Genomic DNA, 21,232 nt, shown 5'->3' on the forward strand with positions numbered 1-21,232 from the left:
TAACATTACATGATGACTTCAAGGCCATCACCGGCCTGCTGAAGCGAGAGATTTGCATGCCCGACAGTACCTCTGGCCGATGCGGACAGGGGCGTCAATCAAGCCCGGAGAACCCGATGAAATCGACATCCGCCCTGCTCTTTGCCTCCACCATGCTTCTTGCGGCACCCGCCGCGGCCGACAGCCCCAATGTGGTGGTTTCGATCAAGCCGATCCACTCCCTTGTCGCCTCGATCATGCAGGGCGTCGGCGAGCCGTCGCTGATCGTCGAGGGCGCGGCCTCCCCGCATACCTACAACATGAAGCCCTCGAACGCCTCTGCCCTGCAGGCGGCGAAGGTGGTCTTCTGGGTCGGCCCCGGTCTCGAGGCTTTCCTCGACAAGCCGCTCGACGCATTAACAAGCGGCGCAAAGGTGGTGGAACTCAGCGAAGCACCCGGTATCGAGAAACTGAAGTTCCGCGAAGGCGGTGCGTTCGAGGCGCATGACCATGGCGACGAAGGCCATGGTGAGGAAGGCCACAAGCATGCCGAGGGCGAAGCCGGGCATGACCACGATCACGGTCACGGCGACACCGACCTGCACATGTGGCTCGATCCCATGAATGCGAAGGCGATGGCGGCCGCGATCGAAAAGACGCTCACCGAGGCCGATCCCGACAATGCCGGCGCCTACAAGGCCAATCTGGACGCGCTGAACAAGCGCCTGGACGCACTCGACGCCAAGCTCACGGAGACGGTGGCGCCGATCAAGGACAAGCCCTTCGTCGTTTTCCACGACGCCTACCAGTATTTCGAGCACCGCTACAAGGTTCGCGTCGCCGGCTCGATCACCGTCAGCCCCGAGGTGCTGCCAGGTGCGGAGCGGGTGTCCCAGATCCACGCCAAGATCAAGGAACTGGGCGCGACCTGCGTCTTTGCCGAGCCGCAGTTCGAGCCGAAGCTGATCAATGTGGTGATCGAGGGCACGCCGGCGAAATCCGGAACGCTGGACCCGGAAGCCGGTACGCTGGAGGCCGGCCCGGATCTCTATTTCCAGATGATGGAAGGGATCGGCACCTCGCTGAAGACCTGCCTCACCTCGGCAAGCTGACCCGTCCTCCCAAGACGGTATCGGTGGGCGTCCGCGTGGCTCGATTATGGGGGCGCCCACCCTCTCCTTGCCTTCGGGCTTGATCCGTCATCCGCGGGCTCGACCCGAAGATGACGAGCCTGGTGGCCGACCGGGAATACAGAAACGTCAAGCGAAGACCTGCCTAGGCAACACCCGAGGCATGCCGCGGCTTGAAGCCAGTTTCACAGTCGGATCTGGCGAGCGATATCGCTCGCCTTTTTTACCGATAGCAATTGTAACGATATAACATACAGGAACCAATCGATGGAAAAGCTCCCCGTCACCGTTCTCTCCGGCTTCCTTGGCGCCGGCAAGACGACGCTGCTCAACCACGTGCTTTCCAACCGCGACGGCTTGCGCGTCGCCGTCATCGTCAACGACATGAGCGAGGTCAATATCGACGCAGCTCTGGTGCGTGACGGCGGCGCTGGTCTATCGCGCACGGAGGAGCAATTGGTGGAAATGACCAATGGCTGCATCTGTTGCACGCTGCGCGACGATCTCCTGAAGGAGGTGCGCAACCTCGCCGAACAGAACCGCTTCGACTATCTGCTGATCGAATCGAGCGGCATTTCCGAGCCCCTGCCCGTCGCCACCACCTTCGATTTTCGCGACGAGGACGGCGAAAGCCTGGCCGACGTCGCCCGCCTCGACACGATGGTGACCGTCGTCGACGCGGCAAATCTTCTCGCCGACTATTCCTCGCTCGATTTCCTCGCCGATCGCGGCGAAACGGCGGGCGAAGGCGATACACGCACCCTCGTCGATCTCCTGGTCGAGCAGATCGAGTTCGCCGATGTGGTCGTCTTGAACAAGGTCGGCACTGCCACACCCGAGCAGGTGGATGCCGCCCGCAAGATCATCGTCGGGCTCAACCCCGATGCGCGGCTGATTGAAACCGATTTCGGCAAGGTAAACCTGCGCGAGGTCCTTGGAACCGGTCGTTTCGACCTCGCCAAGGCCGAAGAACATCCGCTCTGGTATAAGGAACTGCACGGTTTCAAGGATCATATCCCGGAGACCGAGGAATACGGCATCCGCTCCTTCGTCTATCGCGCCCGCCGTCCGCTCGATCCCATGCGCTTCCAGGCCTTTCTCAACCGCTCCTGGCCGGGCGTGCTTCGCGCCAAGGGCTTCTTCTGGCTGGCGACCCGACCACATTATGTCGGCGAGATCAGCCAAGCCGGCCCGCTCGTTCGCACCGGCAAGATGGGGCTCTGGTGGTCGGCCGTGCCGCAGGAGCAATGGCCGCGCGAACCCGGCTTCCTGAAGGCGGTCGGCCGCTACCTGGACCCGGTCTGGGGTGATCGTCGCCAGGAGATCGTCTTCATTGGCGCCGACCCGATGGACGAGGCGGCGCTTCGCGCCGAACTCGATGCCTGCCTGATCGCCGACGAGCGCTTTCGTCCGGAGCGCTGGCGCGATCTTGCCGACCCCTTCGCCAGTTGGTCGCCACGGGCCGCCTGATGGCCGACGCCGCACGCGCACCGCGCCGACCGCGCTTCATCTGCATGGCGCTCAACGCCGCGGGGCGGCCGGTGCCGATGTTCGATCCGTTTCTGGGCGATGAGCCGGCGGACGAGGACGCGCCGGATGCGGCAGGCGCCATCGAACTGCTGCTGTTTGGCGACCGGCAAAACCCACGCGCCGGTCACCGAAAAGGCGAAGGGGCGGCGTGAAACGCCGCCCCTTCGCTGAACCCAGTGGGTGTTATCAGCGTGCTGCCGCCAGGCCGACAATGACGCCGGTCGCAAGGCTGATCAACAGGAAGTCGTTGCCGGAGCGTACCCACTGCTGGCCACGCGGCGGCTGGCGAAGCTTGTAGTAACGGTAGTCGCGCACCTGCGCCATGTGGCGACGCTCGGCCGGCGACAGGCGATGGCCGCGCGCCCAGCGCTCCTTCTTCTTGACGATGACCCGCTTTTCGATCGTGACGTGCTTGTCGACGTGACGATCCACGCGGCGGTCCATGTGACGATCGTAGTCGCGATCGACGGGTCGACGCGAACGATCATAGTTCTGCGCCACCTCGAAGGATCCTGCCGGCTGGGCAAGGGCTGCGACCGGCGTAATCAGAACGGAGCTGGCGACGAGCGCGATCAGGAGACGTTTCATTCGGGTGTCCTTTCGTTGTCTGCACCCGAAAATTAGGCCCCGCTTCCTGAACCGAATATGAAACTCTACATTACAAATACGTAATCATATCCATCACTTATTTCGCATTTCTAATGTTCACAGATCAACCGGCCGCAAGACTGACGTAGCGGAAGCGATCGAAATCGGCGGCCTTGCCAGCACCTGACGTGTCGAAGGCGAACAGGCCGGCGAAAGCGCCGGTGAAGGATCCGTGCTCGCCGCGGCCGCCCTCGTCCGAGACCACGCCCGCGTCGAGAACCGGGCCGATCGGCTGCCATTCCGCTGCGCCGCTCGCCCGCCAAGAGAACTGCAGGTCGTTGTCGCGGACCTCCATCGCAAGCTCGAGCGGACCATCGGGAACGGCGATGCCGCCGCCGACGGGAAACTCCAGCCGCGCATGCGGAAAATCGCCGGGGCACGAGAGGATCGTCAGCGTACGTCCCAGCGTCTCGTGCCAGGTGACGCCGAGCGCATGGAACTTGTGGCGGTTGTAGTAATGCGTCAGGCCCGCCACCTGCTGATAGGTCTCGGCGGTGAAATCGACCGTCGTTTCGGCGCGGAAGGAATGATGCTCCTGCCGCCGCGCCACCAACGCCTGCTCGAACCAGCTGCCGATGCTCTCGCGACCGATGAGACGCAGATGGCCCGGACGCAGGTCGAGCGAGAAGATCCGCCCCGGCTGCGGCGTGCGCAGCCACTGGAAGTCGATCGGCAGCACGCCGTCGTCGAACTCCGTCTCCACGACGACGGGCGCCGCCAGTTCCTCCGCCGGCCCCGGAGCCGGCACGAGTACCTCCGGCACCGGTCCGCCATTCTCCAGATAGAGCCAGCCATCCTCGCGCCAGACACATTTCTGCAGCGCCGTCTCGCGACCGAGCGGAGAGCGACGCTGCGGCGCAAGCGGCCGGCCGGTCAGATGGGTGTGATAGGCCTGCCCGTCGGGCGTCTCGACATATTGGCCATGGCCGGCGCGCTGCAACGGCGCTTCGGGGTGATCCTTCGACGTGATCAGGTAGATGTCCGGATGCATCTCATAGGGCCCGTCGATCGTGCGTGAGCGCGCCATGGTGACGGCATGGTCGTAGCCGGTGCCGCCTTCGGCCGTCGTCAGATAGTACCAGCCGTTCTTCTTGAAGAGATGCGGCCCCTCGACGAGGCCGAGCGGTGAGCCGGCAAAGATGTTCTTGACCGGGCCGACGAGCCGGCGTGTTCGCTCGTCCCACTCCTGCAGCAAGATGCCGTCGAAGGCCGGATGTTTCGGCGAGCCGCCAAAACTCATCGTGCGGTGGTTCCACTGCATGTTGAGAAACCACTTGCGGCCGTCGTCATCGTGAAACAGCGACGGGTCGAAACCGGAAGAATTGACGTAGACCGGATCCGACCAGGTCGCCTCGATCGTCTCCGCCGTGACGATGTAGTTGTGCGCGTCCTTGAAGTTGCCGTCGAAGCGCTTGACGTCGGTATAGACCAGCCAGAACAGGCCGTCGTCATAGGAAAGACACGGCGCCCACACCCCGCAGCTGTCGGGATTGCCGCGCATGTCGAGTTGGCTTGCGCGCTCCAGCGGCCGGCGGACGAGCGTCCAGTTCACGAGGTCGCGCGAATGGTGGATCTGCACGCCCGGATACCATTCGAATGTGGAGGTGGCGATGTAGTAATCGTCGCCGACGCGGCAGATCGAAGGGTCCGGGTTGAACCCTTTAAGGATCGGGTTTCGGATCATGGCGGTCATTTCCAGGCGTCCTCCGTTGGTGGCGCCATCCGACCCCAAAAATCATACAAATTCAAGCCTGCAACGTTACAGTAAAGCATTCTCCCCGCTGTTTGCGACCAGCTATCCACATCGATTCGGGACTGCGATCTGCCCCTAGAGATGGCTGACGATCGTCATGTTCCGGCATCGGCGGTCTGATTGCACAAACAATGAGCAGAGCGCCGGAACAGCCTATTCTACTTTAGTCGGAAGCGGCCCAACTACACGGGAAAATCGCGGCCCGGACTTGAACGCGCGCTTGAAATCGGCACTCTGGCTGTGCTTGGCACAAGAACCATAAGAGCCATCGCGGGGAGGAAATCGATGAGAGCTTTGCTCGGCTTTAGCCGACTTATAGACACGATCACGGAATTTATCGGAAAAAGCGTTTCATGGCTGATCCTGGCCGCTGTTCTCGTCAGCGCCGGCAATGCCATCATCCGCAAGATCTTCAACATGTCGTCGAATGCCTGGCTCGAGGCGCAATGGTATCTGTTCGGCGCCGCCTTCATGTTTGCCGCCGCCTATACGCTGAGCCAGAACGAGCACATCCGCATCGACGTGGTCTACGGCCAGTTCTCGCGCCGCGTCCAGCACTGGATCGACCTCTTGGGTCACCTGCTGTTCCTGATGCCCTTCGTGCTGCTCGTGCTCTATTACCTCTTCCCGTATGTGAAGATGTCCTATGTCTCGGGCGAAGTCTCCTCGTCGGCCGGCGGCCTGATCATCTGGCCAGCCAAGGCCATCCTGCTCTTCGGCTTCCTGCTTCTCGCCTTCCAGGGCGTGTCGGAGATCATCAAGAAAATCGCGATCATGACCGGAAACATGGAAGACCCGACACCCTATGTGCCGACCCATGCGCCGCTTGACGATGTCGTGTCTCCGGAGACCCGTCCATGATCGAATTCATTGCTGAAAACCTGGCGCCGATCATGTTCGTGTCGCTGATCGTGTTCCTGCTCTTGGGATACCCGGTCGCCTTCTCGCTCGCCGCCAACGGCTTGCTGTTCTTCATCATCGGCGTCGAACTCGCGCCGCTGTCGGACTCGATCAACCTCTCCTGGCCCTTGCTCAATGCATTGCCCGACCGGTTCTGGGGGGTGATGTCGAACGACACATTGCTTGCCATCCCCTTCTTTACCTTCATGGGGATCGTGCTCGAGAAATCGGGCATGGCCGAAGACCTGCTCGACACGATCGGCCAGCTCTTCGGTCCCATCCGCGGCGGTCTTGCCTATGCGGTCATCTTCGTCGGTGCGCTGCTTGCAGCCACCACCGGTGTCGTTGCCGCCTCGGTCATCGCCATGGGCCTGATCTCGCTGCCGATCATGCTGCGTTATGGCTATGACCGGAAGGTCGCCTCGGGCGTGATTGCCGCCTCCGGCACGCTCGCCCAGATCATCCCGCCGTCGCTGGTGCTCATCGTTCTTGCCGACCAGCTCGGCCGTTCGGTCGGCGACATGTATGCCGGCGCGCTGATCCCGGGCCTGGTGCTCACCGGTCTGTACATGATCTACATTCTGATCATGACGATCCTGAAGCGTGACTCGATGCCGGCCCTGCCGCCGGAAGCGCGCACGCTTGGCTCCGGCGTCACCTCGCTGATCATCGCCCTCATCGTCGCCGGCGCCTTTGCCTATGCGGCGCACGTCTACCTCTACCCGACCCACGGCGAAAATGCCGACATCCTCGGTGCGACGGTCGGCGTCGCCTTCATCTACGTGGTGGCGCTGGCCGACCGCGGTTTGAAGTTCAACATGATGTCGCGCCTTGCCCAACAGGTCATCATCGTGCTGATCCCGCCGCTGGCGCTGATCTTCCTGGTGCTCGGCACCATCTTCCTCGGCATCGCGACGCCGACCGAAGGCGGCGCCATGGGTGCTGTCGGTGCGCTGATCATGGCGGCGGCCAAGGGACGGCTCAACATGGACGTGGTGCGCGGCGCGCTGACGGCCACCACCCGTCTCTCCGCCTTCGTGCTGTTCATCCTCATCGGTGCGCGCGTCTTCTCGCTCACCTTCTATGGCGTCAACGGCCATATCTGGGTCGAACACCTGCTGACGGCGATGCCGGGCGGCGAAACCGGCTTCTTGATCGCCGTCAACCTGCTCGTCTTCTTCCTGGCGTTCTTCCTGGATTTCTTCGAGCTCGCCTTCATCATCGTGCCGCTGCTTGCACCGGCTGCCGACAAGCTCGGCATCGACCTCATCTGGTTCGGCGTGCTGCTCGGCATCAACATGCAGACGAGCTTCATGCACCCTCCCTTCGGCTTCGCGCTCTTCTATCTGCGCTCGGTCGCGGCCAAGGTGCCCTACCTCGACAAGATCACCGGCAAGAACATCCAGCCGGTCACGACCGGCCAGATCTACTGGGGTGCCGTGCCCTTCGTCGGGATCCAGATCCTGATGGTGGCGCTGACGATCATGTTCCCGCAGATGGTCATGCACTACAAGGGCACGGGAACGGTGGTCGATCCGAACACGATCAAGATCGAGGTGCCTGGCTTTGCGCCCGGCGGTGGCCTCACCTTGCCGGACAATGGCGGCGGCCTCGGCCTTCCCGGCGGCCTGCAGCTTCCAGGCGGCAGCCCGCTCGACCAGAAGCCGGCCGATCAGGGCGGCGCCCAGCCGCAGACCGCTCCGTCGAACGACCTCAGCCAGCCGCCTTCGTTTGGCAGTCCGGGTGCCCAGCCGCAACAGGCACCGTCAAACGATCTCAGCCAGCCGCCGTCGTTCAAGTAGACGGTTGGCACACAGACAGAAGGGCGGCCCCCGCAAGGGCCGCCCTTTTTTGTTTTCGCGTGAAAATCTATGCCATGGACGGAAGCTTACCGACTGGCGCTGATGCCACCAAAACCACCCTCATTCCTGTGCTCGTCACAGGAATGACGGAGTATCTGAAGTCGACGACTCCACAAGCTCGAGACGATCGACTCTCCTTAAAGGGCGACACCAGTTCAGGGCTGTCGCATTTGCCGCCACTCCCGCCCACCGAACCTCCCTCACTCGATCCGCTTGGCCGGATTGTCCCGATACCAGTCGACAATCATGGGCATCGCCTCCTCGAAAGGGCCGCCGACATAGACGTTGAGCAGCCCCATGCGGGCCCGGCTCTCGTTCTTGAAGTCATGCATCGTCCCGCGCGGGATGACGAACAGCGACCCCTTCGGCTTGCGGTGCCAGGTGTCGCCGACGAGCACGCTCGCGGTGCCTTCGATCACATAGAAGATCTCGTCATTGTCGTCATGGCTGTGGGCGCCCGGCCCTTCATGCCGCGCCTCCAGCCACCATTCCGAAATCGAGAAGCGCCCCGCGGTCTCGGCGCCATCGGCTTTGAACACCGCCTGGATCGCGCCCATGTCGTAGCGCCGCCCCTGGTCGGGACCGAGCACGACGGATTGGCCTTCGCTTGGCATGGCTCTTCCTCCGTCCTGTTGAGGCAGCAACCATACCACGAAATGCGGAAACGACGGCGCGCAACAGGCTGTGCGAGCCGCAACGAAAAGGCCGCCCGCGAGGATATCGCGAGCGGCCCGTTTCCATGAGCAAGGGAGAAAGCTTAGAGCTTGCCGCCGCGCTGCTGGATCATCATGAAGGTGTCGTAGTTGTATTCGGCGATCTGGGCGTTGAGGTAGTACTCGCCGCGGAAAGCCTTGATCGAGTCCCAGATCTTCTTGAAGGTCGGGTTCGAGGCTTCCATCTCCGCATAGACTTCGTTGGCCTTGTCGAAGCAGGCCGACAGGATTTCGGCGCTGAACGGGCTGAGCTTGGCACCGGAAGCAACCAGCCGCTTGATCGCCGCCGGGTTCAGGTAGTCGTACTTCTGCAGCATGTTCGCGTCGGTCGCCTGGCAGGCGGTGCGCAGCAGCGACTGGTAGTTCTTCGGCAGCGCTTCGAAGGCCGCCTTGTTGAACATGGCGTGGACCGTCGGACCACCTTCCCACCAGCCGGGATAGTAGTAGTAGGGCGCGACCTTGTAGAAGCCGAGCTTCTCGTCGTCGTAGGGGCCGACCCATTCGGCGGCGTCGATGGTGCCCTTTTCCAGCGCCGGGTAGATGTCGCCGCCGGCGATCTGCTGCGGCACGACGCCAAGCTTCTCGACGACCTTGCCGGCGAAACCGCCGATGCGCATCTTCAGGCCCTGCATGTCGGCGACCGTCTTGATTTCCTTACGGAACCAGCCGCCCATCTGCACGCCGGTATTGCCGCCGGGGAAGCCGACGAGCCCTTGCGTGCCGAGGAATTCGTTGAAGAGGTCGATGCCGCCGCCATGGTAGTGCCAGGCGTTCATGCCGCGCGCGTTGAGCGCGAAGGGAACGGCCGCACCGAGCGCCCAGGTCGGGTCCTTGCCCCAGTAATAATATGCGACCGTGTGGCAGGCTTCGACCGTACCGGCGGCAGCCGCGTCAGCAGCCTGCAAGCCCGGCACGATTTCGCCGGCGGCAAAGACCTGGATCTGGAACGCGCCGTCGGTCGCTTCGGAGACGTATTTGGACAGCACTTCGCCGCCGCCATAGATCGTGTCGAGCGACTTCGGGAACGACGATGCCAGGCGCCAGTTCACCTTCGGGTTTGCCTGCGCAAGCGCCGGCGTCGCCAGTGCTGCGGCACCGGCTGCGGCCAAGCCGCCAAGGCTTGCGTTTTTCATGAATGAACGGCGATCCATGGTTCCTCCCCTAGTTCTCGCCAAAAGGGCGGGCGCGTTCAGCACCACCGCCCGTCAATCCACCCTGCCCCTTCCCGGACGATGGGTGGCTCTCCTCCTCGTACCCGTCGAAGACGACGCAAACAGGCATCGCAACCGCCAGGCATTGTCGCACCTTACAGAAACACCTGACCATGTCCAGAAGCCGCTTTCCGGCGTCCATTCGACTTTTGTCTAATGCGCCGGAAAGCAATGAGATTTGCCCAAAATGCAGGCAAATCAATATTTTCGGTCAAAATCAGAGCTCGGCCGACTTGGCCCAGAGGTTGATGTCGGCCTCACGGGCATACAGATCGATCTCGGCCAGTTCGTCCGCCGTGAACGTGTCGTTTTCGAGCGCCTTGACGCAATCGACGATCTGCTCGGAGCGGCTGGCGCCGATCAGCGCCGAGGTGATGCGGCCATTGCGCAGCACCCAGGCAAGCGCCATCTGCGCCAGCGTCTGGCCGCGCTTTTCGGCAATGCCGTTCAGCTTGCGGATGTTGTCGATGATCTCAGGGCGGATGAAGTCCTTCTTGAGGAAGTGGTTCTGCGCCGCGCGGCTGTCGGAGGGGATGCCGCCGAGATACTTGGTCGTCAGCATGCCCTGGGCAAGCGGCGAAAACACGATCGAGCCGATGCCGAGGTCTTCGAGCGTGTGAATCAGACCGTCGTCCTCGATCCAGCGATTGAGCATGGAATAGCTCGGCTGGTGGATGAGGCAAGGCGTGCCCAGGTCCTTCAGGATCGCGGCCGCTTCGCGGGTGCGCTGCGAGTTGTAGGACGAAATGCCGACATAGAGCGCCCGGCCCGACCGGACGATATGGTCGAGCGTGCCGCAGGTCTCTTCGAGTGGCGTCTCCGGGTCGAAGCGGTGCGAATAGAAGATATCGACATAGTCGAGGCCCATGCGCTTCAGGCTCTGGTCGCAGGACGCGATCATGTATTTGCGGCTGCCCCATTCGCCATAGGGACCGGCCCACATGTCATAGCCGGCCTTGGACGAGATGATCAGCTCGTCGCGCAGGTGGGCAAAGTCCGTGCGCATGATCTCGCCGAAGGCGGTCTCGGCCGAGCCCGGAGGCGGGCCGTAATTGTTGGCGAGATCGAAATGGGTGATGCCGAGATCGAACGCGGTGCGGCACATGTCGACCTTGCGGTCATGCGGCGTGTCGCCGCCGAAATTGTGCCAGAGCCCCAGCGAGATCGCCGGCAGCTTCAGGCCGGAACGTCCGACGCGGTTATATTTCATGGTGTCGTAGCGGTTTTCCGCCGGTAGCCAGGTCATCGCAAATCCTCCGCGATCGGTATCCGGATGGCGGCAGATCCGCCACCCTCGAAAATGAAACGGTTTCCGCAGCGGTTGGCCGCTACGGAAACCTCAATTGACAAAGGTCTAAACCTGTCCGCTGTCGCTATGAAGCGGCAGCGACGCGATTTCCCGATATTTCTTCTTCCGTCTCGCGCAGCAACGCTCTGGCCTCCTCGATGCCGAGGGCCGCCGGCTGGGTGCAGGTGGTGGAAAGCTCGATGAACCGTCCCTCCTCGCCCGACTTCAGGATCGACACCATGACGTCAACGCCGTGCAGCGCGCGGTCGAGCGAGCAGCGGGCGTCGCGGCCTTCGAGGATCGCGAGCGCCATGTCGGCAAGGCCGGCGGTGCGGTAGTTCGCCATCGGGCCCTGCGGGTGCTCCTGGTTGGCGATGCCGAAGGGATGATCCCAGGGTTCCAGCGGCTGGATGTTCTTGTCCTTTCCGCTGATCTCCACGGTTCCGCCGAAGAAGTTCGGATCGGGCACATAGAGCGAGCCTTCGGTGCCGTAGAGTTCCATATTGGCGTGGCGATGCGACCAGACGTCCCAGCTCGCCGACAGCGTGATCGTCGCGCCGTTCTCAAATTCGAGCAGCGCATGAATGTTGGTCGGCGTCTTCACCGGGATCACCTCGCCCTTGCGCGGCTCGCTGGTGATCGTGCGGGTCGGGTTGGCCATGGTCGTCAGCGCCGCCACCCGTTTCACCGGCCCGATCAGGTTGATCAGGTTGGCGATGTAATAGGGGCCGAGATCGAGGATCGGGCCGCCGCCGGGCAGGAAGAAGAAGTCCGGGTTCGGATGCCACATTTCCATGCCCGGGCTCATGACGTGGCAGGTGCCCGAGGTCACCCGGCCGATCTTGCCGGCATCGACGGCGCTGCGGGCAAGCTGATGCGCCCCGCCGAGGAAGGTGTCGGGCGCGCAGCCGACCGAAAGACCCTTCGCCTTGGCGATCGCCCTGAGCTCTTCGCCCTGCTCGAGCGACAGCACCAGCGGCTTTTCCGAGTAGACGTGCTTGCCCGCTTCGAGGATCGCCTTCGACACCGGATAGTGCGCATCCGGGATCGTCAGGTTGACGACGATGTCGACGGCAGGATTGGTGAGCAGCGCCTCGATGCTCTGGGCCTCGACGCCGTATTCGGTCGCCCGCGCCTCGGCAGCCGCCGGGTTGAGGTCAGCGCAGGCGACGACCCTGATGCCCTTGAAGAGCGGCGCAAGCTTGAAGTAGGTGGTGGAGATATTGCCGCATCCGATGATGCCGACGCCAAGTTCCTTGGTCATGGATGAACCTGTTCTCAATAGGATTGGATGGAGGCGAGCGAGCGCTTGGCGAAGCGTTTGAAATCGCTCGGATTGTCGTGCTCGGCGATGAAGTAGCGCGCCTTGGTGCCGGAAAGTGCTGCAAATAGGCCCTTCCAGTCGACGGTGCCCTCGCCGACATCCGCCCAGCCGTCCTCGTCCTTCTTCTCGCCGGAAGGCGCGATGTCCTTCACGTGCACGGCGGTGATGCGGTTGCCGTACTTCTTGATCCAGGCGATCGGGTCGGCACCGCCGCGGATGATCCAGGCGATATCGGCTTCCCACGAGAGATCCGGTCCGCCCTCAAAGATCAGGTCCTGCGGGATGCTGCCGTCAGGAAGGGCAAAGAATTCGAAGTCGTGGTTGTGCCAGCCGAAGATCAGCCCGGCGTCGCGATAGGGCTTGCCGGCCTTCTGCAACCGCTCGCCAAAGGCACGCCAGCCGGCGGCATCGGTCGGGCGCTGGTCCGGCATCAGATAGGGGCAATAGATCGCCTTGATGCCGAGCGCCTTGGCGATTTCGAGCACGCGGGCCGGATCGCTTTCGAGCATGTCCAGACCGAAATGGGCGGTCGGCATGGCGAGACCGTTGTCGTCGAGGCCTTCCTTGAAGCTCGCGATCTCGGCGTCACTCAGCGCCGCGTAAAGCGCGCCATAGCCTTCGACCTGGCTGTAGCCGGCCTCGCCGACGGCTTTCAGCACATTGGCGAAGGGCGGGAAATTGCGGGCGCTATAAAGCTGGAAACTGACGTCCTTCATGAAATCCTCCTCGATTTCGTCTTGGGGTCTGGGAGATTTTGGGGCCTTGGGTTTGCAGGGGTCTTGGGATCACCTGAGCCAGGTGTCGTAGTCCGACACCAGGAGATGGGTGGGGTTTGCGTCCTCCTCGATCGCCGAGAAGCGACCGACAGGCTCGCGGAAGTAGTTGTCGGTGAGATCGTCGTTGACGGTCGAGACTTCGCCCATCAGCACGTCGGCGCCTTCCGCCCAGAAGGCGTGCCAGTTACCGGGCAAGAGCGTCACGCTTTCACCGGCCTTCAACTTCAGGAGGTCGCCGGCTTTGAACGTGCGCAGGCGCGCATCGGTGGCGACCACCACGTCGCTCTCTTCGTCGACCGAGCCGTCAGGCCTGGAGTTGTACATCTGCAGCACCAGCGCGCCGCCGCCACGGTTGATGATATCCTCGGTCTTGACCGCATGGCGATGCAGCGGATTGACCTGATCCTTGGCGGTGATCATCAGCTTTTCGGCATAGACCATGCCCTGCCCGGTGGTCAGGTTCGCGGCATTGCCGTTGCGCAGGGTGAAGAGCACGAGGCCCAACTGGTCGAAGCGGCCCTTGCCATAGTCGGTGATGTCCCAGCCGAGCCGGGCGTCGAAGATCGTCGGGCTGTCGGACCGGACACGCACCTTAAGCTGCTCTGGCGACCAATAGGCAAAGGGCGGCAGCGTGAAGCCGAAGCTCTTCATGAAGGCATCGCTTTCGGCGATGATGTCGTTGACGTGGCTGCGTTTCATGGCGGTCAGCCCTTTCCCTGGCAGGATTCGAGATCGAAGGCGGCAAAGCGCGGGCGCTCAGCTGCGCCAAGCGGCACCTTCGGGGTGAAGCGGATGACCTTGGTCTCGCCGGCCAAGAGGTCGAAGGCGTTGTCGGAATAGCGCCCGGCGACATCCGCCTCGATCATCACATGCAGCGCCAGGCCACTCGCCTTGACCGTGACATCAAAGGCGCCCTCGCCCGCAGGCGCCACGTCGAGCGTCAAGCCGGAGGGCTTGAGGTCCAGCGCCTTGTAGGTGCCGTTGACGTGGTGCCCCTCGCCGCGCATGCCGTTCGACGCCTCGAAGGACCAGAACAACAGGTCGCCTTCCGGAATGTCGAAAGCTGCGAGCGTCGCCAGCGTTGCCGCCCGGTCCGGGCTGCAGGTGCCGGCGACAGCCGCAAGCGGCGTGCGCTGGCCGTCGAGCGAAACGAGGAAGGTCTGCAGTTCGACCGTCACCGGCTCGGCGGTGTCGTTGACCATCGAGAAGGCGATCTCCTTGCCGTCGGCTGACGGGATGGCCGCGACCGAGACCGGCTGGAAGAAGCGCCTGACCATGTAGTGCATCGCCTTCCAGCTACCGCCATAGTCGAGGCTCGACCAGGATGCGACCGGCCAGGTGTCGTTGAGCTGCCAGTAGAGCGTGCCCATGCAATGAGGCTTCAGCGATCGCCAGTAGTCGACGGCGGTTTTGATCGCCAATCCCTGCTGCACCTGGCTCAGATAGACGAAGCTCGGAAAATCCTTGGGGAAGCGGAAGTAGCGGAACATCGTGCCGGCGATGCGCTCGTTGCCGCCGACGTTCTTCTGGTGGCTCTCGATGACCGGCGACGCGATGTTGAGATCCTTCTCGGCCGCGAACTGCCGAATGACCGGCATCGACGTATAGGACTGGAAGCCGAACTCCGAGCAGAAGCGCGGGCGCACGGTGCGGTAATTGTCGAAGGACTTGTTCTCGTGCCAGACCGACCAGTAGTGCATGTCGCCGGAGCCATCGGCGTGCCAGGCATCTCCGAAGTCGAGATAGCCGGACGCCGGGCTCGACGGCCACCAGATCGCCTCGGGCAATGCCGCCTTCAGCGCCACCTCGACGGTGCGGTTCAGCCGGTCGTAGGAGACGAGATAGCGGTCGCGATCCTTGCGTGGCTCGTCGAACCAGGTGAGCGCGCCGACAAGTTCGTTGTCGCCACACCACACCGCGATCGACGGATGGGTCGACAGGCGCTTGGCCTGATAGTCCACTTCGGCGGCGACATTGTCGAGGAAGTCCGGCGTCGAGGGATAGAGGTTGCAGGCAAACATGAAGTCTTGCCAGACCGTGAGCCCGAGACGGTCGCAGAGGTCGTAGAACCAGTCCGGCTCGTAGAAGCCGCCGCCCCAGACGCGGATCATGTTCATGTTGGCATCGACCGCCGAGGTCAGAAGGTCCTCGACGCCGTCGCGCGTCACCCGCGACGCCAGCGCATCGGCCGGGATCCAGTTGGCGCCCTTGCAGAAGATCTCGCGGCCGTTGACGCGGAAGGCAAAGCGGCTGCCGGCCTCGTCCTTGTCAGTCAGAAGCTCGATGGTGCGGAAACCGATCTGGCGGGTAACCTGCTCTTGTGGCACCTCGACAGTCAGCTTCGAGAGATGCTGCTCGCCGCTGCCGGCCGGCCACCAGCGCTTGGGTTCGCTCACAGTGAAGACATGGGTGATGCGGGTCTCGCCCTTGCCGACGGCGCAGTCCAGCCGCTCGCGGTCCTCGTCGAGCGAGAAATGCACCGGCACGATGCCCGGCCCATCCGCAAAGAGCGTCAGCGTCACCACCAGATCGACGCTGCCATCCTCCAGCCAGACCTGCTTCGTCGTCACATGCTCGATGCGGGCGATTTCCAGCCGGCAAAGCGCGATCTCGCCGTAGACGCCAAGCGGCGCGATCGCGAGGTTCCAGTCCCAGCCGAAATGGCACTGGGGCTTGCGCAGCATGTTGCCGTTGGCGATCGGCGAATTGCCGGGATGATAGGGCACGTAGAAGGGCTGCTCCGCCTGCCGCCGCGCGCCCTCTGCGATCGAGGAATGCAGCACGATGCGGATGCGGTTTTCGCCTGCAACGAGGGCCTTAGAAACATCAGGCCGATAACGGCGAAAGCAATTCTCCACTTCGAGCACCGGCTTATCGTTGACGACGACGGACGCGACCGTGTCGAGGCATTCGAGATCGAGATACCAATGGCCAGCGAGGTCCGCAGCCGCGACGGATACCGTGCGCTCGATCACCCAGTCCTTGTGCGCCACCCACTGCACGTCGTTCTCGTTGCGGCCGACATAGGGATCGTCGATCACGCCGGCCTTCTGCAACGCCGAATGTACGTCGCCAGGCAGCGCGATCGCCAGCGTGTGGCTGTTGTCGACGGAGGAGAGCTGCCAATCCCCCGAGAGATCAAGGCGGATGGCCGTGCGGGTGTAGTCCTCAGAGAGCATTGTCGTATTCCATGGGGTCGACCGGCGGCGCCGGCACAGTCATTGTCGGGATGGGCCGGGCGGCATTCCGCCCGGCGCCATCTCATTGTTTAAAGGCGATTCTCGCTCGTTGCATCGAAGATCGAGGCGACGCCCATGTCGAAGGAAAGCGTGACCGCCGTGCCCGGGGCATAGCGACGCTGGCCGGCGATGCGCACCGACATCGACTGACCCGCGAGCTTCAGCCAAAGCAGATTGTCGGCGCCCATCGGTTCCTCGATATCGACCACCGCCCGGTGCGAGGCCACAGCACCGCTCGCCGCCTCGTCAACGCGCACATGTTCCGGCCTGAGGCCAAGCACGACCTTCTGGCCATCGACGAAGGGCGCGCGCGACGGATAGGCCGCCACGTCGAAATCGACGCCGTTGACGTGCACAAAGGCGCGCTGGTCGCGCAGCTGCAGCTCGCCGCGGAAGAAGTTCATCGACGGCGAGCCGATGAAGCCGGCGACGAACAGGTTTTCCGGCGCGTTGTAGATCGTCATCGGATCGGCCAGTTGCTGGATCACGCCGCTCTTCATGACCGCGATGCGATCGGCAAGCGTCAGCGCCTCGATCTGGTCGTGGGTGACGTAGATCATCGTGTTCTTCAGCGACTGGTGCAGCCGCTTGATCTCGACGCGCAGCTCCGAACGCAGCTTGGCGTCGAGGTTGGAGAGCGGTTCGTCGAACAGGAACACGTCGACATCGCGCACCAGCGCCCGGCCGATCGCCACGCGCTGGCGTTGACCGCCCGACAGTTCCGAGGGCTTGCGCTTCAGGAGCGGCTGAATCTGCAGGATTTCGGCCGCTCGGCTGACGCGCTTGTCGATCTCCTCCTTCGGCACCTTCGCTACCTGCAGGCCGAAGGAGAGGTTCTTTTCCACCGACATCTGCGGATAGAGCGCATAGGACTGGAACACCATGCCGATGCCCCGATCCTTGGGTTCCTCCCAGGTGACGTTCTTGTTCTTGATGAAGATCTGCCCGTCGCTGACATCGAGCAGGCCGGCGATGCAGTTGAGCAGGGTCGACTTGCCGCAGCCGGACGAGCCGAGCAGCACCAGGAACTCGCCGTCCTTGATGTCGAGGTTGAGCGTGTCGAGCACAGTGACGGCACCGAAGCTCAACGACAGGTCTTTGACCGATACGCTGACGTTTTGCATGTTGTTACCCTTTCACTGCGCCGGCGGCGATACCGCGGACAAAAAGCCGTCCGGAGACGAAGTAGACGAAGAGTGGTACAGCGCCCGTCAGGATCGTCGCCGCCATGTTGACGTTGTATTCCTTCACGCCCTGGACCGAGTTGACGATGTTGTTGAGCTGAACCGTCATCGGGTAGTACTCGGGCCGCGTGAACACGACCCCGAACAGGAAGTCGTTCCAGATGCCGGTGATTTGCAGGATCATCGCCACGACGAAGATCGGCAGCGACATCGGCAGCATGATCTTGAAGTAGATCGTCCAGAATCCGGCGCCATCGACGCGCGCCGCCTTGAACAGTTCCTCCGGCAGACCGGCGAAATAGTTGCGGAAGAGGAGCGTCAGGATCGGCATGCCGAAGATGGTGTGCACCATGATGAGGCCGGTGAGCGTACCGTAGATGCCCATTTCCCTGAGCACGATCACGATCGGATAGATCATCACCTGATAGGGGATGAAGGCGCCGACGATCAGGATGGTGAAGAACAGTTCCGCTCCCTTGAAACGCCAGTTGGCAAGCGCATAGCCGTTGACCGAGGCGATCGCGATCGAGACGATCGTCGAGGGCACGGTGATGCGCACCGAGTTCCAGAAGCCACGCGAAAGCCCGTCGCAGTTGAGCCCCGTGCAGGCGCTCGCCCAGGCCTTGACCCAGGGCTCGAAGGTGATTTCGACCGGCGGCGCGAAGATGTTGCCGAGCCGGATTTCCGGCATGCCCTTGAGCGAGGTCATGACCATCACATAGAGCGGCAGCAGGTAGTAGAGCGCGACGACGATCAACGTGCCGTAGATCATGATGTTGCGGCCCGAAAGCGCCCGGCGGGGCCTGGCGCCGCGGGGACCGGCGAGGACACGCGCGGCCTGTGCCTTGGGTGCGGCTTCTTCCGCCACAGAATTGAAAGCAACGATATCAGACACGCTTGCGCCCTCCCCCGAATTCCAGATAGGCCCAAGGCACGATGATGATGGCGACGGTGATGAGCATCATGGTCGAGGCGGCGAAGCCTTGGCCGAGGTTCTGCGCCTGGAACATGTAGTCGTAGACGTACTTGGCCGGCACTTCCGACGCGATGCCCGGGCCGCCGCTCGTCTGCGCGACCACGAGATCGTAGACCTTGACGATGCCGCTCGCGATGATGACCAGCGTGGTGATGAAGACGCCGCGCATCATCGGGATGACGACGAAGATGTAGGTCTTCCACATCGGAATGCCGTCGACGCGCGCGGCCTTCCAGATGTCCTCGTCGATGCCGCGGAGCCCCGCGAGCATCAGGCACATGACAAGCCCCGTGCCCTGCCACAGTGCTGCGATCAGGATGCCGTAGATGACGATATTGGCGTTATAGAGCGGATCGAAGGTGAAGCTTTCCCAGCCGAGCGAACGCACCACCGACTGGATGCCGAATTCCGGATTGAGCAGCCACTGCCAGACCAGGCCCGTCACGATGAAGGACAGGGCGAAGGGATAGAGCATGATGGTGCGGAAGGTGTTTTCGAAGCGGATCTTCTGGTCCATCAGCGCCGCCAGCACGAAGCCGATGACGAGGCTGAAGATCAGCGAGAAGATGCCGTAGATCGCCAGATTCTGCACCGAGATCAGCCAGCGCGGTGCCGCCCACAGGCGTTCGTACTGGTCGAGACCGACGAACGAGAGCCGCGGCAATAGCTTGGAATTGGTGAAGGAATAGACGACCGTCCAGATCGTACCGCCGAGGAAAATGACCACGGCCGTCAGGATCATCGGGACGGAGGCAATCTTCGCGTTCAGGTTCCGCAGCCACTGGTTCGGTCGGCCCGAACCCTGAGTGTAGCCTGCCATGTTTGTTCCTCCGGAACTGCAATGGGTTTCGGACGATGGGCAGCGCCAATTGCGCCTTGCCTCATCAGGGCGACAACCACTCCCAAGGGCCCGCGAACGCGATCACGCGCGGACTGCCGGCACGGTCACGCCATGCCGGATGGGAGGCTTTGACCGGCCTCTTTTGAAAGCGAGGCCGGTCAAGGCAGTTGCGGTTACTCCGCCGCGGCGATGATGTCGGCGAAGCGCTTCTGCGCGTCTTCCGGCGTAATCGACGGGTTGGCGAAGAATTCGGAGAACAGGTCCTCCTTCTGCTTCTGGCTGTCGGCCGAAAGCAGCTGGTCGGTGCCCTGGATCACGTTGCCCTTGGCAAGGATATCAAGGCCCTTCTTCATGCAGTCATTGGCAGCCGCCAGATCGACGTCGCCGCGCACCGGCAACGAACCCTTCTTGAGGTTGAAGGCGACCTGCGTCTTCGGATCGAGCAGCGTCGAGGCCAGTGCTTCCTGCGCCTTCGACTTTTCCTCGTCCTTCAGCAGCGGGAAATAGAAGGCATCGCCGCCGGTCGAGATGATCTCGTTGACGCCGAGACCGGGCAAGCAGGTGTAATCCGTTCCGGCCTTCTGGCCGGCAAGCGCGAATTCGCCTTGCGCCCAGTCGCCCATGATCTGGCCGCCGGCCTTGCCGGTGATGACCATGTTGGTCGCCTGGTTCCAGTCCTGGACATTGCTGCCCTTGGACATGCGGCGGGCGTCGTCTGCCGCCTTGAAGACCTTTGCGATCTCGGGGCCTGCTGCCACGTCTTCGTCCTTGTCGCCGAAGACCTTCTGGAACGTGTCCTTGCCGGCAATCGCCACCATCAGCACGTCGAAGGCGCCGGCTGCCTGCCACGGCTGACCGCCGACTGCGAGCGGCACGATGCCGGCCTTTTCGAGCGCCGGTGCGGCGGCAACGAATTCATCCCAGTTCTTCGGAACCTCGACGCCGGCCGTCTTGAAGGCGGCGTTCGACAGCCACAGCCACTGCCAGGAATGGATATTGACCGGGGCGCAGTAGATCTTGCCGTCGATCGTGCAGGAATCGAGCAGGCTCGTAGGCTTGATGATGTCCTTCCAGTGTTCGCGGGTCGCGACATCGGTCAGATCGCGCATCAGCCCGGCCTGAACCAGTTCCTCGGCCTGACGGCCGTGGTTGAACTGGGTGGCGCCCATCGGGTCGCCGCCGGTAATGCGGCTGATCATGATCGGACGCGCCGTGCCACCGGAACCGGCGATCGCGCCGTCGACCCAGTGATTTCCGGTCGCATCGAAGGCCTTGGCAAGCTCGGCAACCGCAGCCGCCTCACCGCCCGACGTCCACCAATGGGTTACTTCAAGATCTGCGGCGCTGGCCGCACCAAGCGGCAGGGCCACGGCGGTCGCCAGCATGGCTGCGAAAGAACGTAAATTCATGAGTCTCCTCCCTCACTGTAACGTTACCGTAAAAAACTTAGTGCAATCGATTACAGGACGCAACACCCACCACAATCGATTTAAACAGAATCTTAAAAAACACCTATTGCGTGCAAATGACAGCGGCATTCCAAAGCGCTTTGCACCCCCTGCCAGCACATTGCCGGCCAATGGGAAATCTCTATATCATGCTGAAATTCATGTATTTTCGGGAAGAAACGCACCCCATCGCCGGGGCCGCCGTTTCGCACGTGCAAAAATCACGTGTCGAAGGCTCTGATTCAACCTGCCCGCTCCATATTTTGCAGTGCAGCAACAAAAACGCTCGACATCGCAACTGTATCGTTACAGATTTGAAGCAATTTGATCCGTCCAAAGCAGCATAGCCGCCAATGACTTTTCGTATATAAGGCGAGGAAGTGACAGGGCGACGGCGCGGCGGACGGGACTGAACCGACGCGTTTGCTGC

At 62.6% G+C, this 21,232-nt stretch carries 19 protein-coding genes; 6 read left to right on the forward strand and 13 right to left on the reverse strand.

Annotation, left to right across the window (positions count from 1 at the left end):
* Positions 1-116 precede the first annotated feature (116 nt).
* The 3 genes from znuA to ACIQUG_RS04665 all read left to right on the forward strand — a co-directional run bounded on the left by znuA (position 117) and on the right by ACIQUG_RS04665 (position 2,791).
* Positions 117-1,091 (forward strand): zinc ABC transporter substrate-binding protein ZnuA, encoded by a 975-nt coding sequence (gene znuA, locus ACIQUG_RS04655; RefSeq protein WP_402317900.1) that lies wholly within the window; start codon positions 117-119, stop codon positions 1,089-1,091.
* A 285-nt stretch (positions 1,092-1,376) separates the two neighbouring features.
* Positions 1,377-2,579 carry a zinc metallochaperone GTPase ZigA gene (zigA, locus tag ACIQUG_RS04660; protein WP_402317903.1) on the forward strand — a complete coding sequence of 401 codons (1,203 nt, stop codon included), beginning with the start codon at positions 1,377-1,379 and terminating at the stop codon, positions 2,577-2,579.
* Entirely contained in the window at positions 2,579-2,791 is a 213-nt protein-coding gene (locus ACIQUG_RS04665; protein ID WP_402317906.1) for a hypothetical protein, read from the forward strand. Before zigA ends, ACIQUG_RS04665 begins: the two co-directional genes overlap by 1 nt.
* A 34-nt stretch (positions 2,792-2,825) precedes the next feature.
* On the opposite strand, the gene ACIQUG_RS04670 is transcribed toward ACIQUG_RS04665, so the two are convergent.
* Both ACIQUG_RS04670 and ACIQUG_RS04675 read right to left on the reverse strand, forming a co-directional pair.
* Positions 2,826-3,227 carry an RcnB family protein gene (locus tag ACIQUG_RS04670; protein ID WP_034788451.1) on the reverse strand — a complete coding sequence of 134 codons (402 nt, stop codon included), beginning with the start codon at positions 3,225-3,227 and terminating at the stop codon, positions 2,826-2,828.
* 124 nt (positions 3,228-3,351) lie between these two features.
* Positions 3,352-4,980 carry a glycoside hydrolase family 43 protein gene (locus ACIQUG_RS04675; RefSeq protein WP_402317909.1) on the reverse strand — a complete coding sequence of 543 codons (1,629 nt, stop codon included), beginning with the start codon at positions 4,978-4,980 and terminating at the stop codon, positions 3,352-3,354.
* A 345-nt stretch (positions 4,981-5,325) separates the two neighbouring features.
* Here ACIQUG_RS04675 and ACIQUG_RS04680 point away from each other — a divergent pair, with 345 nt between their 5' ends.
* Positions 5,326-5,901 carry a TRAP transporter small permease subunit gene (locus tag ACIQUG_RS04680; protein WP_402317912.1) on the forward strand — a complete coding sequence of 192 codons (576 nt, stop codon included), beginning with the start codon at positions 5,326-5,328 and terminating at the stop codon, positions 5,899-5,901.
* Positions 5,898-7,742: a TRAP transporter large permease subunit gene (locus tag ACIQUG_RS04685; protein ID WP_402317915.1), complete on the forward strand. Its 1,845-nt coding sequence runs from the start codon at positions 5,898-5,900 to the stop codon at positions 7,740-7,742. Before ACIQUG_RS04680 ends, ACIQUG_RS04685 begins: the two co-directional genes overlap by 4 nt.
* Positions 7,743-8,002: 260 nt before the next feature.
* Here ACIQUG_RS04685 and ACIQUG_RS04690 read toward each other — a convergent pair whose 3' ends face one another.
* The 11 genes from ACIQUG_RS04690 to ACIQUG_RS04740 all read right to left on the reverse strand — a co-directional run bounded on the left by ACIQUG_RS04690 (position 8,003) and on the right by ACIQUG_RS04740 (position 20,763).
* Complete coding sequence (locus tag ACIQUG_RS04690; protein ID WP_402317918.1) at positions 8,003-8,416, reverse strand: cupin domain-containing protein; 414 nt, start codon at positions 8,414-8,416, stop codon at positions 8,003-8,005.
* 143 nt (positions 8,417-8,559) lie between these two features.
* Positions 8,560-9,666: a TRAP transporter substrate-binding protein gene (locus ACIQUG_RS04695; protein ID WP_043625148.1), complete on the reverse strand. Its 1,107-nt coding sequence runs from the start codon at positions 9,664-9,666 to the stop codon at positions 8,560-8,562.
* A gap of 277 nt (positions 9,667-9,943) precedes the next feature.
* Positions 9,944-10,972, reverse strand: coding sequence for an L-glyceraldehyde 3-phosphate reductase (gene mgrA, locus ACIQUG_RS04700; protein WP_402317921.1), 1,029 nt, complete (start codon positions 10,970-10,972; stop codon positions 9,944-9,946).
* A 127-nt stretch (positions 10,973-11,099) separates the two neighbouring features.
* The gene (locus ACIQUG_RS04705) at positions 11,100-12,278 is read right to left on the reverse strand and encodes a Gfo/Idh/MocA family protein (RefSeq protein WP_402317924.1); all 1,179 of its coding nucleotides are present in this window, start codon (positions 12,276-12,278) and stop codon (positions 11,100-11,102) included.
* A gap of 14 nt (positions 12,279-12,292) precedes the next feature.
* Positions 12,293-13,054 (reverse strand): sugar phosphate isomerase/epimerase family protein, encoded by a 762-nt coding sequence (locus ACIQUG_RS04710; RefSeq protein WP_402317926.1) that lies wholly within the window; start codon positions 13,052-13,054, stop codon positions 12,293-12,295.
* Between the two features lie 69 nt (positions 13,055-13,123).
* Positions 13,124-13,813 (reverse strand): D-lyxose/D-mannose family sugar isomerase, encoded by a 690-nt coding sequence (locus ACIQUG_RS04715; RefSeq protein ID WP_402317928.1) that lies wholly within the window; start codon positions 13,811-13,813, stop codon positions 13,124-13,126.
* 5 nt (positions 13,814-13,818) lie between these two features.
* Positions 13,819-16,293 carry a glycosyl hydrolase 2 galactose-binding domain-containing protein gene (locus ACIQUG_RS04720; RefSeq protein WP_402317931.1) on the reverse strand — a complete coding sequence of 825 codons (2,475 nt, stop codon included), beginning with the start codon at positions 16,291-16,293 and terminating at the stop codon, positions 13,819-13,821.
* Between the two features lie 89 nt (positions 16,294-16,382).
* Positions 16,383-17,477, reverse strand: a complete 1,095-nt coding sequence (locus tag ACIQUG_RS04725) for an ABC transporter ATP-binding protein (RefSeq protein ID WP_402317933.1) — start codon at positions 17,475-17,477, stop codon at positions 16,383-16,385.
* A 4-nt stretch (positions 17,478-17,481) separates the two neighbouring features.
* Positions 17,482-18,432, reverse strand: coding sequence for a carbohydrate ABC transporter permease (locus ACIQUG_RS04730; protein WP_402317935.1), 951 nt, complete (start codon positions 18,430-18,432; stop codon positions 17,482-17,484).
* Positions 18,425-19,333 (reverse strand): carbohydrate ABC transporter permease, encoded by a 909-nt coding sequence (locus ACIQUG_RS04735; RefSeq protein WP_402317937.1) that lies wholly within the window; start codon positions 19,331-19,333, stop codon positions 18,425-18,427. The genes ACIQUG_RS04730 and ACIQUG_RS04735 overlap by 8 nt, the downstream gene beginning before the upstream one ends.
* A gap of 194 nt (positions 19,334-19,527) precedes the next feature.
* Positions 19,528-20,763, reverse strand: coding sequence for an ABC transporter substrate-binding protein (locus tag ACIQUG_RS04740; RefSeq protein WP_402317940.1), 1,236 nt, complete (start codon positions 20,761-20,763; stop codon positions 19,528-19,530).
* 188 nt (positions 20,764-20,951) lie between these two features.
* Between ACIQUG_RS04740 and ACIQUG_RS04745 the strand changes: the two genes are divergently transcribed.
* On the forward strand, positions 20,952-21,149 hold the full coding sequence (locus ACIQUG_RS04745) for a hypothetical protein (protein WP_402317944.1): 198 nt from the start codon (positions 20,952-20,954) through the stop codon (positions 21,147-21,149).
* Positions 21,150-21,232 lie beyond the last annotated feature (83 nt).

The sequence above is a fragment of the Ensifer sp. NPDC090286 genome, from assembly GCF_044769565.1.
In the GTDB taxonomy this organism is placed as follows: Bacteria; Pseudomonadota; Alphaproteobacteria; order Rhizobiales; family Rhizobiaceae; genus Ensifer.

Coding starts and splice junctions, on each gene's coding strand:
- ACIQUG_RS04665 (WP_402317906.1), top strand. CDS start 2,579: ATGGCCGACGCCGCACGCGCACCGCGCCGACCGCGCTTCATCTGCATG.
- zigA (WP_402317903.1), top strand. CDS start 1,377: ATGGAAAAGCTCCCCGTCACCGTTCTCTCCGGCTTCCTTGGCGCCGGC.
- znuA (WP_402317900.1), top strand. CDS start 117: ATGAAATCGACATCCGCCCTGCTCTTTGCCTCCACCATGCTTCTTGCG.
- ACIQUG_RS04720 (WP_402317931.1), bottom strand. CDS start 16,293: ATGCTCTCTGAGGACTACACCCGCACGGCCATCCGCCTTGATCTCTCG.
- ACIQUG_RS04735 (WP_402317937.1), bottom strand. CDS start 19,333: ATGGCAGGCTACACTCAGGGTTCGGGCCGACCGAACCAGTGGCTGCGG.
- ACIQUG_RS04695 (WP_043625148.1), bottom strand. CDS start 9,666: ATGGATCGCCGTTCATTCATGAAAAACGCAAGCCTTGGCGGCTTGGCC.
- ACIQUG_RS04740 (WP_402317940.1), bottom strand. CDS start 20,763: ATGAATTTACGTTCTTTCGCAGCCATGCTGGCGACCGCCGTGGCCCTG.
- ACIQUG_RS04675 (WP_402317909.1), bottom strand. CDS start 4,980: ATGACCGCCATGATCCGAAACCCGATCCTTAAAGGGTTCAACCCGGAC.
- ACIQUG_RS04745 (WP_402317944.1), top strand. CDS start 20,952: ATGCTGAAATTCATGTATTTTCGGGAAGAAACGCACCCCATCGCCGGG.
- ACIQUG_RS04685 (WP_402317915.1), top strand. CDS start 5,898: ATGATCGAATTCATTGCTGAAAACCTGGCGCCGATCATGTTCGTGTCG.
- ACIQUG_RS04710 (WP_402317926.1), bottom strand. CDS start 13,054: ATGAAGGACGTCAGTTTCCAGCTTTATAGCGCCCGCAATTTCCCGCCC.
- mgrA (WP_402317921.1), bottom strand. CDS start 10,972: ATGACCTGGCTACCGGCGGAAAACCGCTACGACACCATGAAATATAAC.
- ACIQUG_RS04690 (WP_402317918.1), bottom strand. CDS start 8,416: ATGCCAAGCGAAGGCCAATCCGTCGTGCTCGGTCCCGACCAGGGGCGG.
- ACIQUG_RS04670 (WP_034788451.1), bottom strand. CDS start 3,227: ATGAAACGTCTCCTGATCGCGCTCGTCGCCAGCTCCGTTCTGATTACG.
- ACIQUG_RS04715 (WP_402317928.1), bottom strand. CDS start 13,813: ATGAAACGCAGCCACGTCAACGACATCATCGCCGAAAGCGATGCCTTC.
- ACIQUG_RS04725 (WP_402317933.1), bottom strand. CDS start 17,477: ATGCAAAACGTCAGCGTATCGGTCAAAGACCTGTCGTTGAGCTTCGGT.
- ACIQUG_RS04705 (WP_402317924.1), bottom strand. CDS start 12,278: ATGACCAAGGAACTTGGCGTCGGCATCATCGGATGCGGCAATATCTCC.
- ACIQUG_RS04680 (WP_402317912.1), top strand. CDS start 5,326: ATGAGAGCTTTGCTCGGCTTTAGCCGACTTATAGACACGATCACGGAA.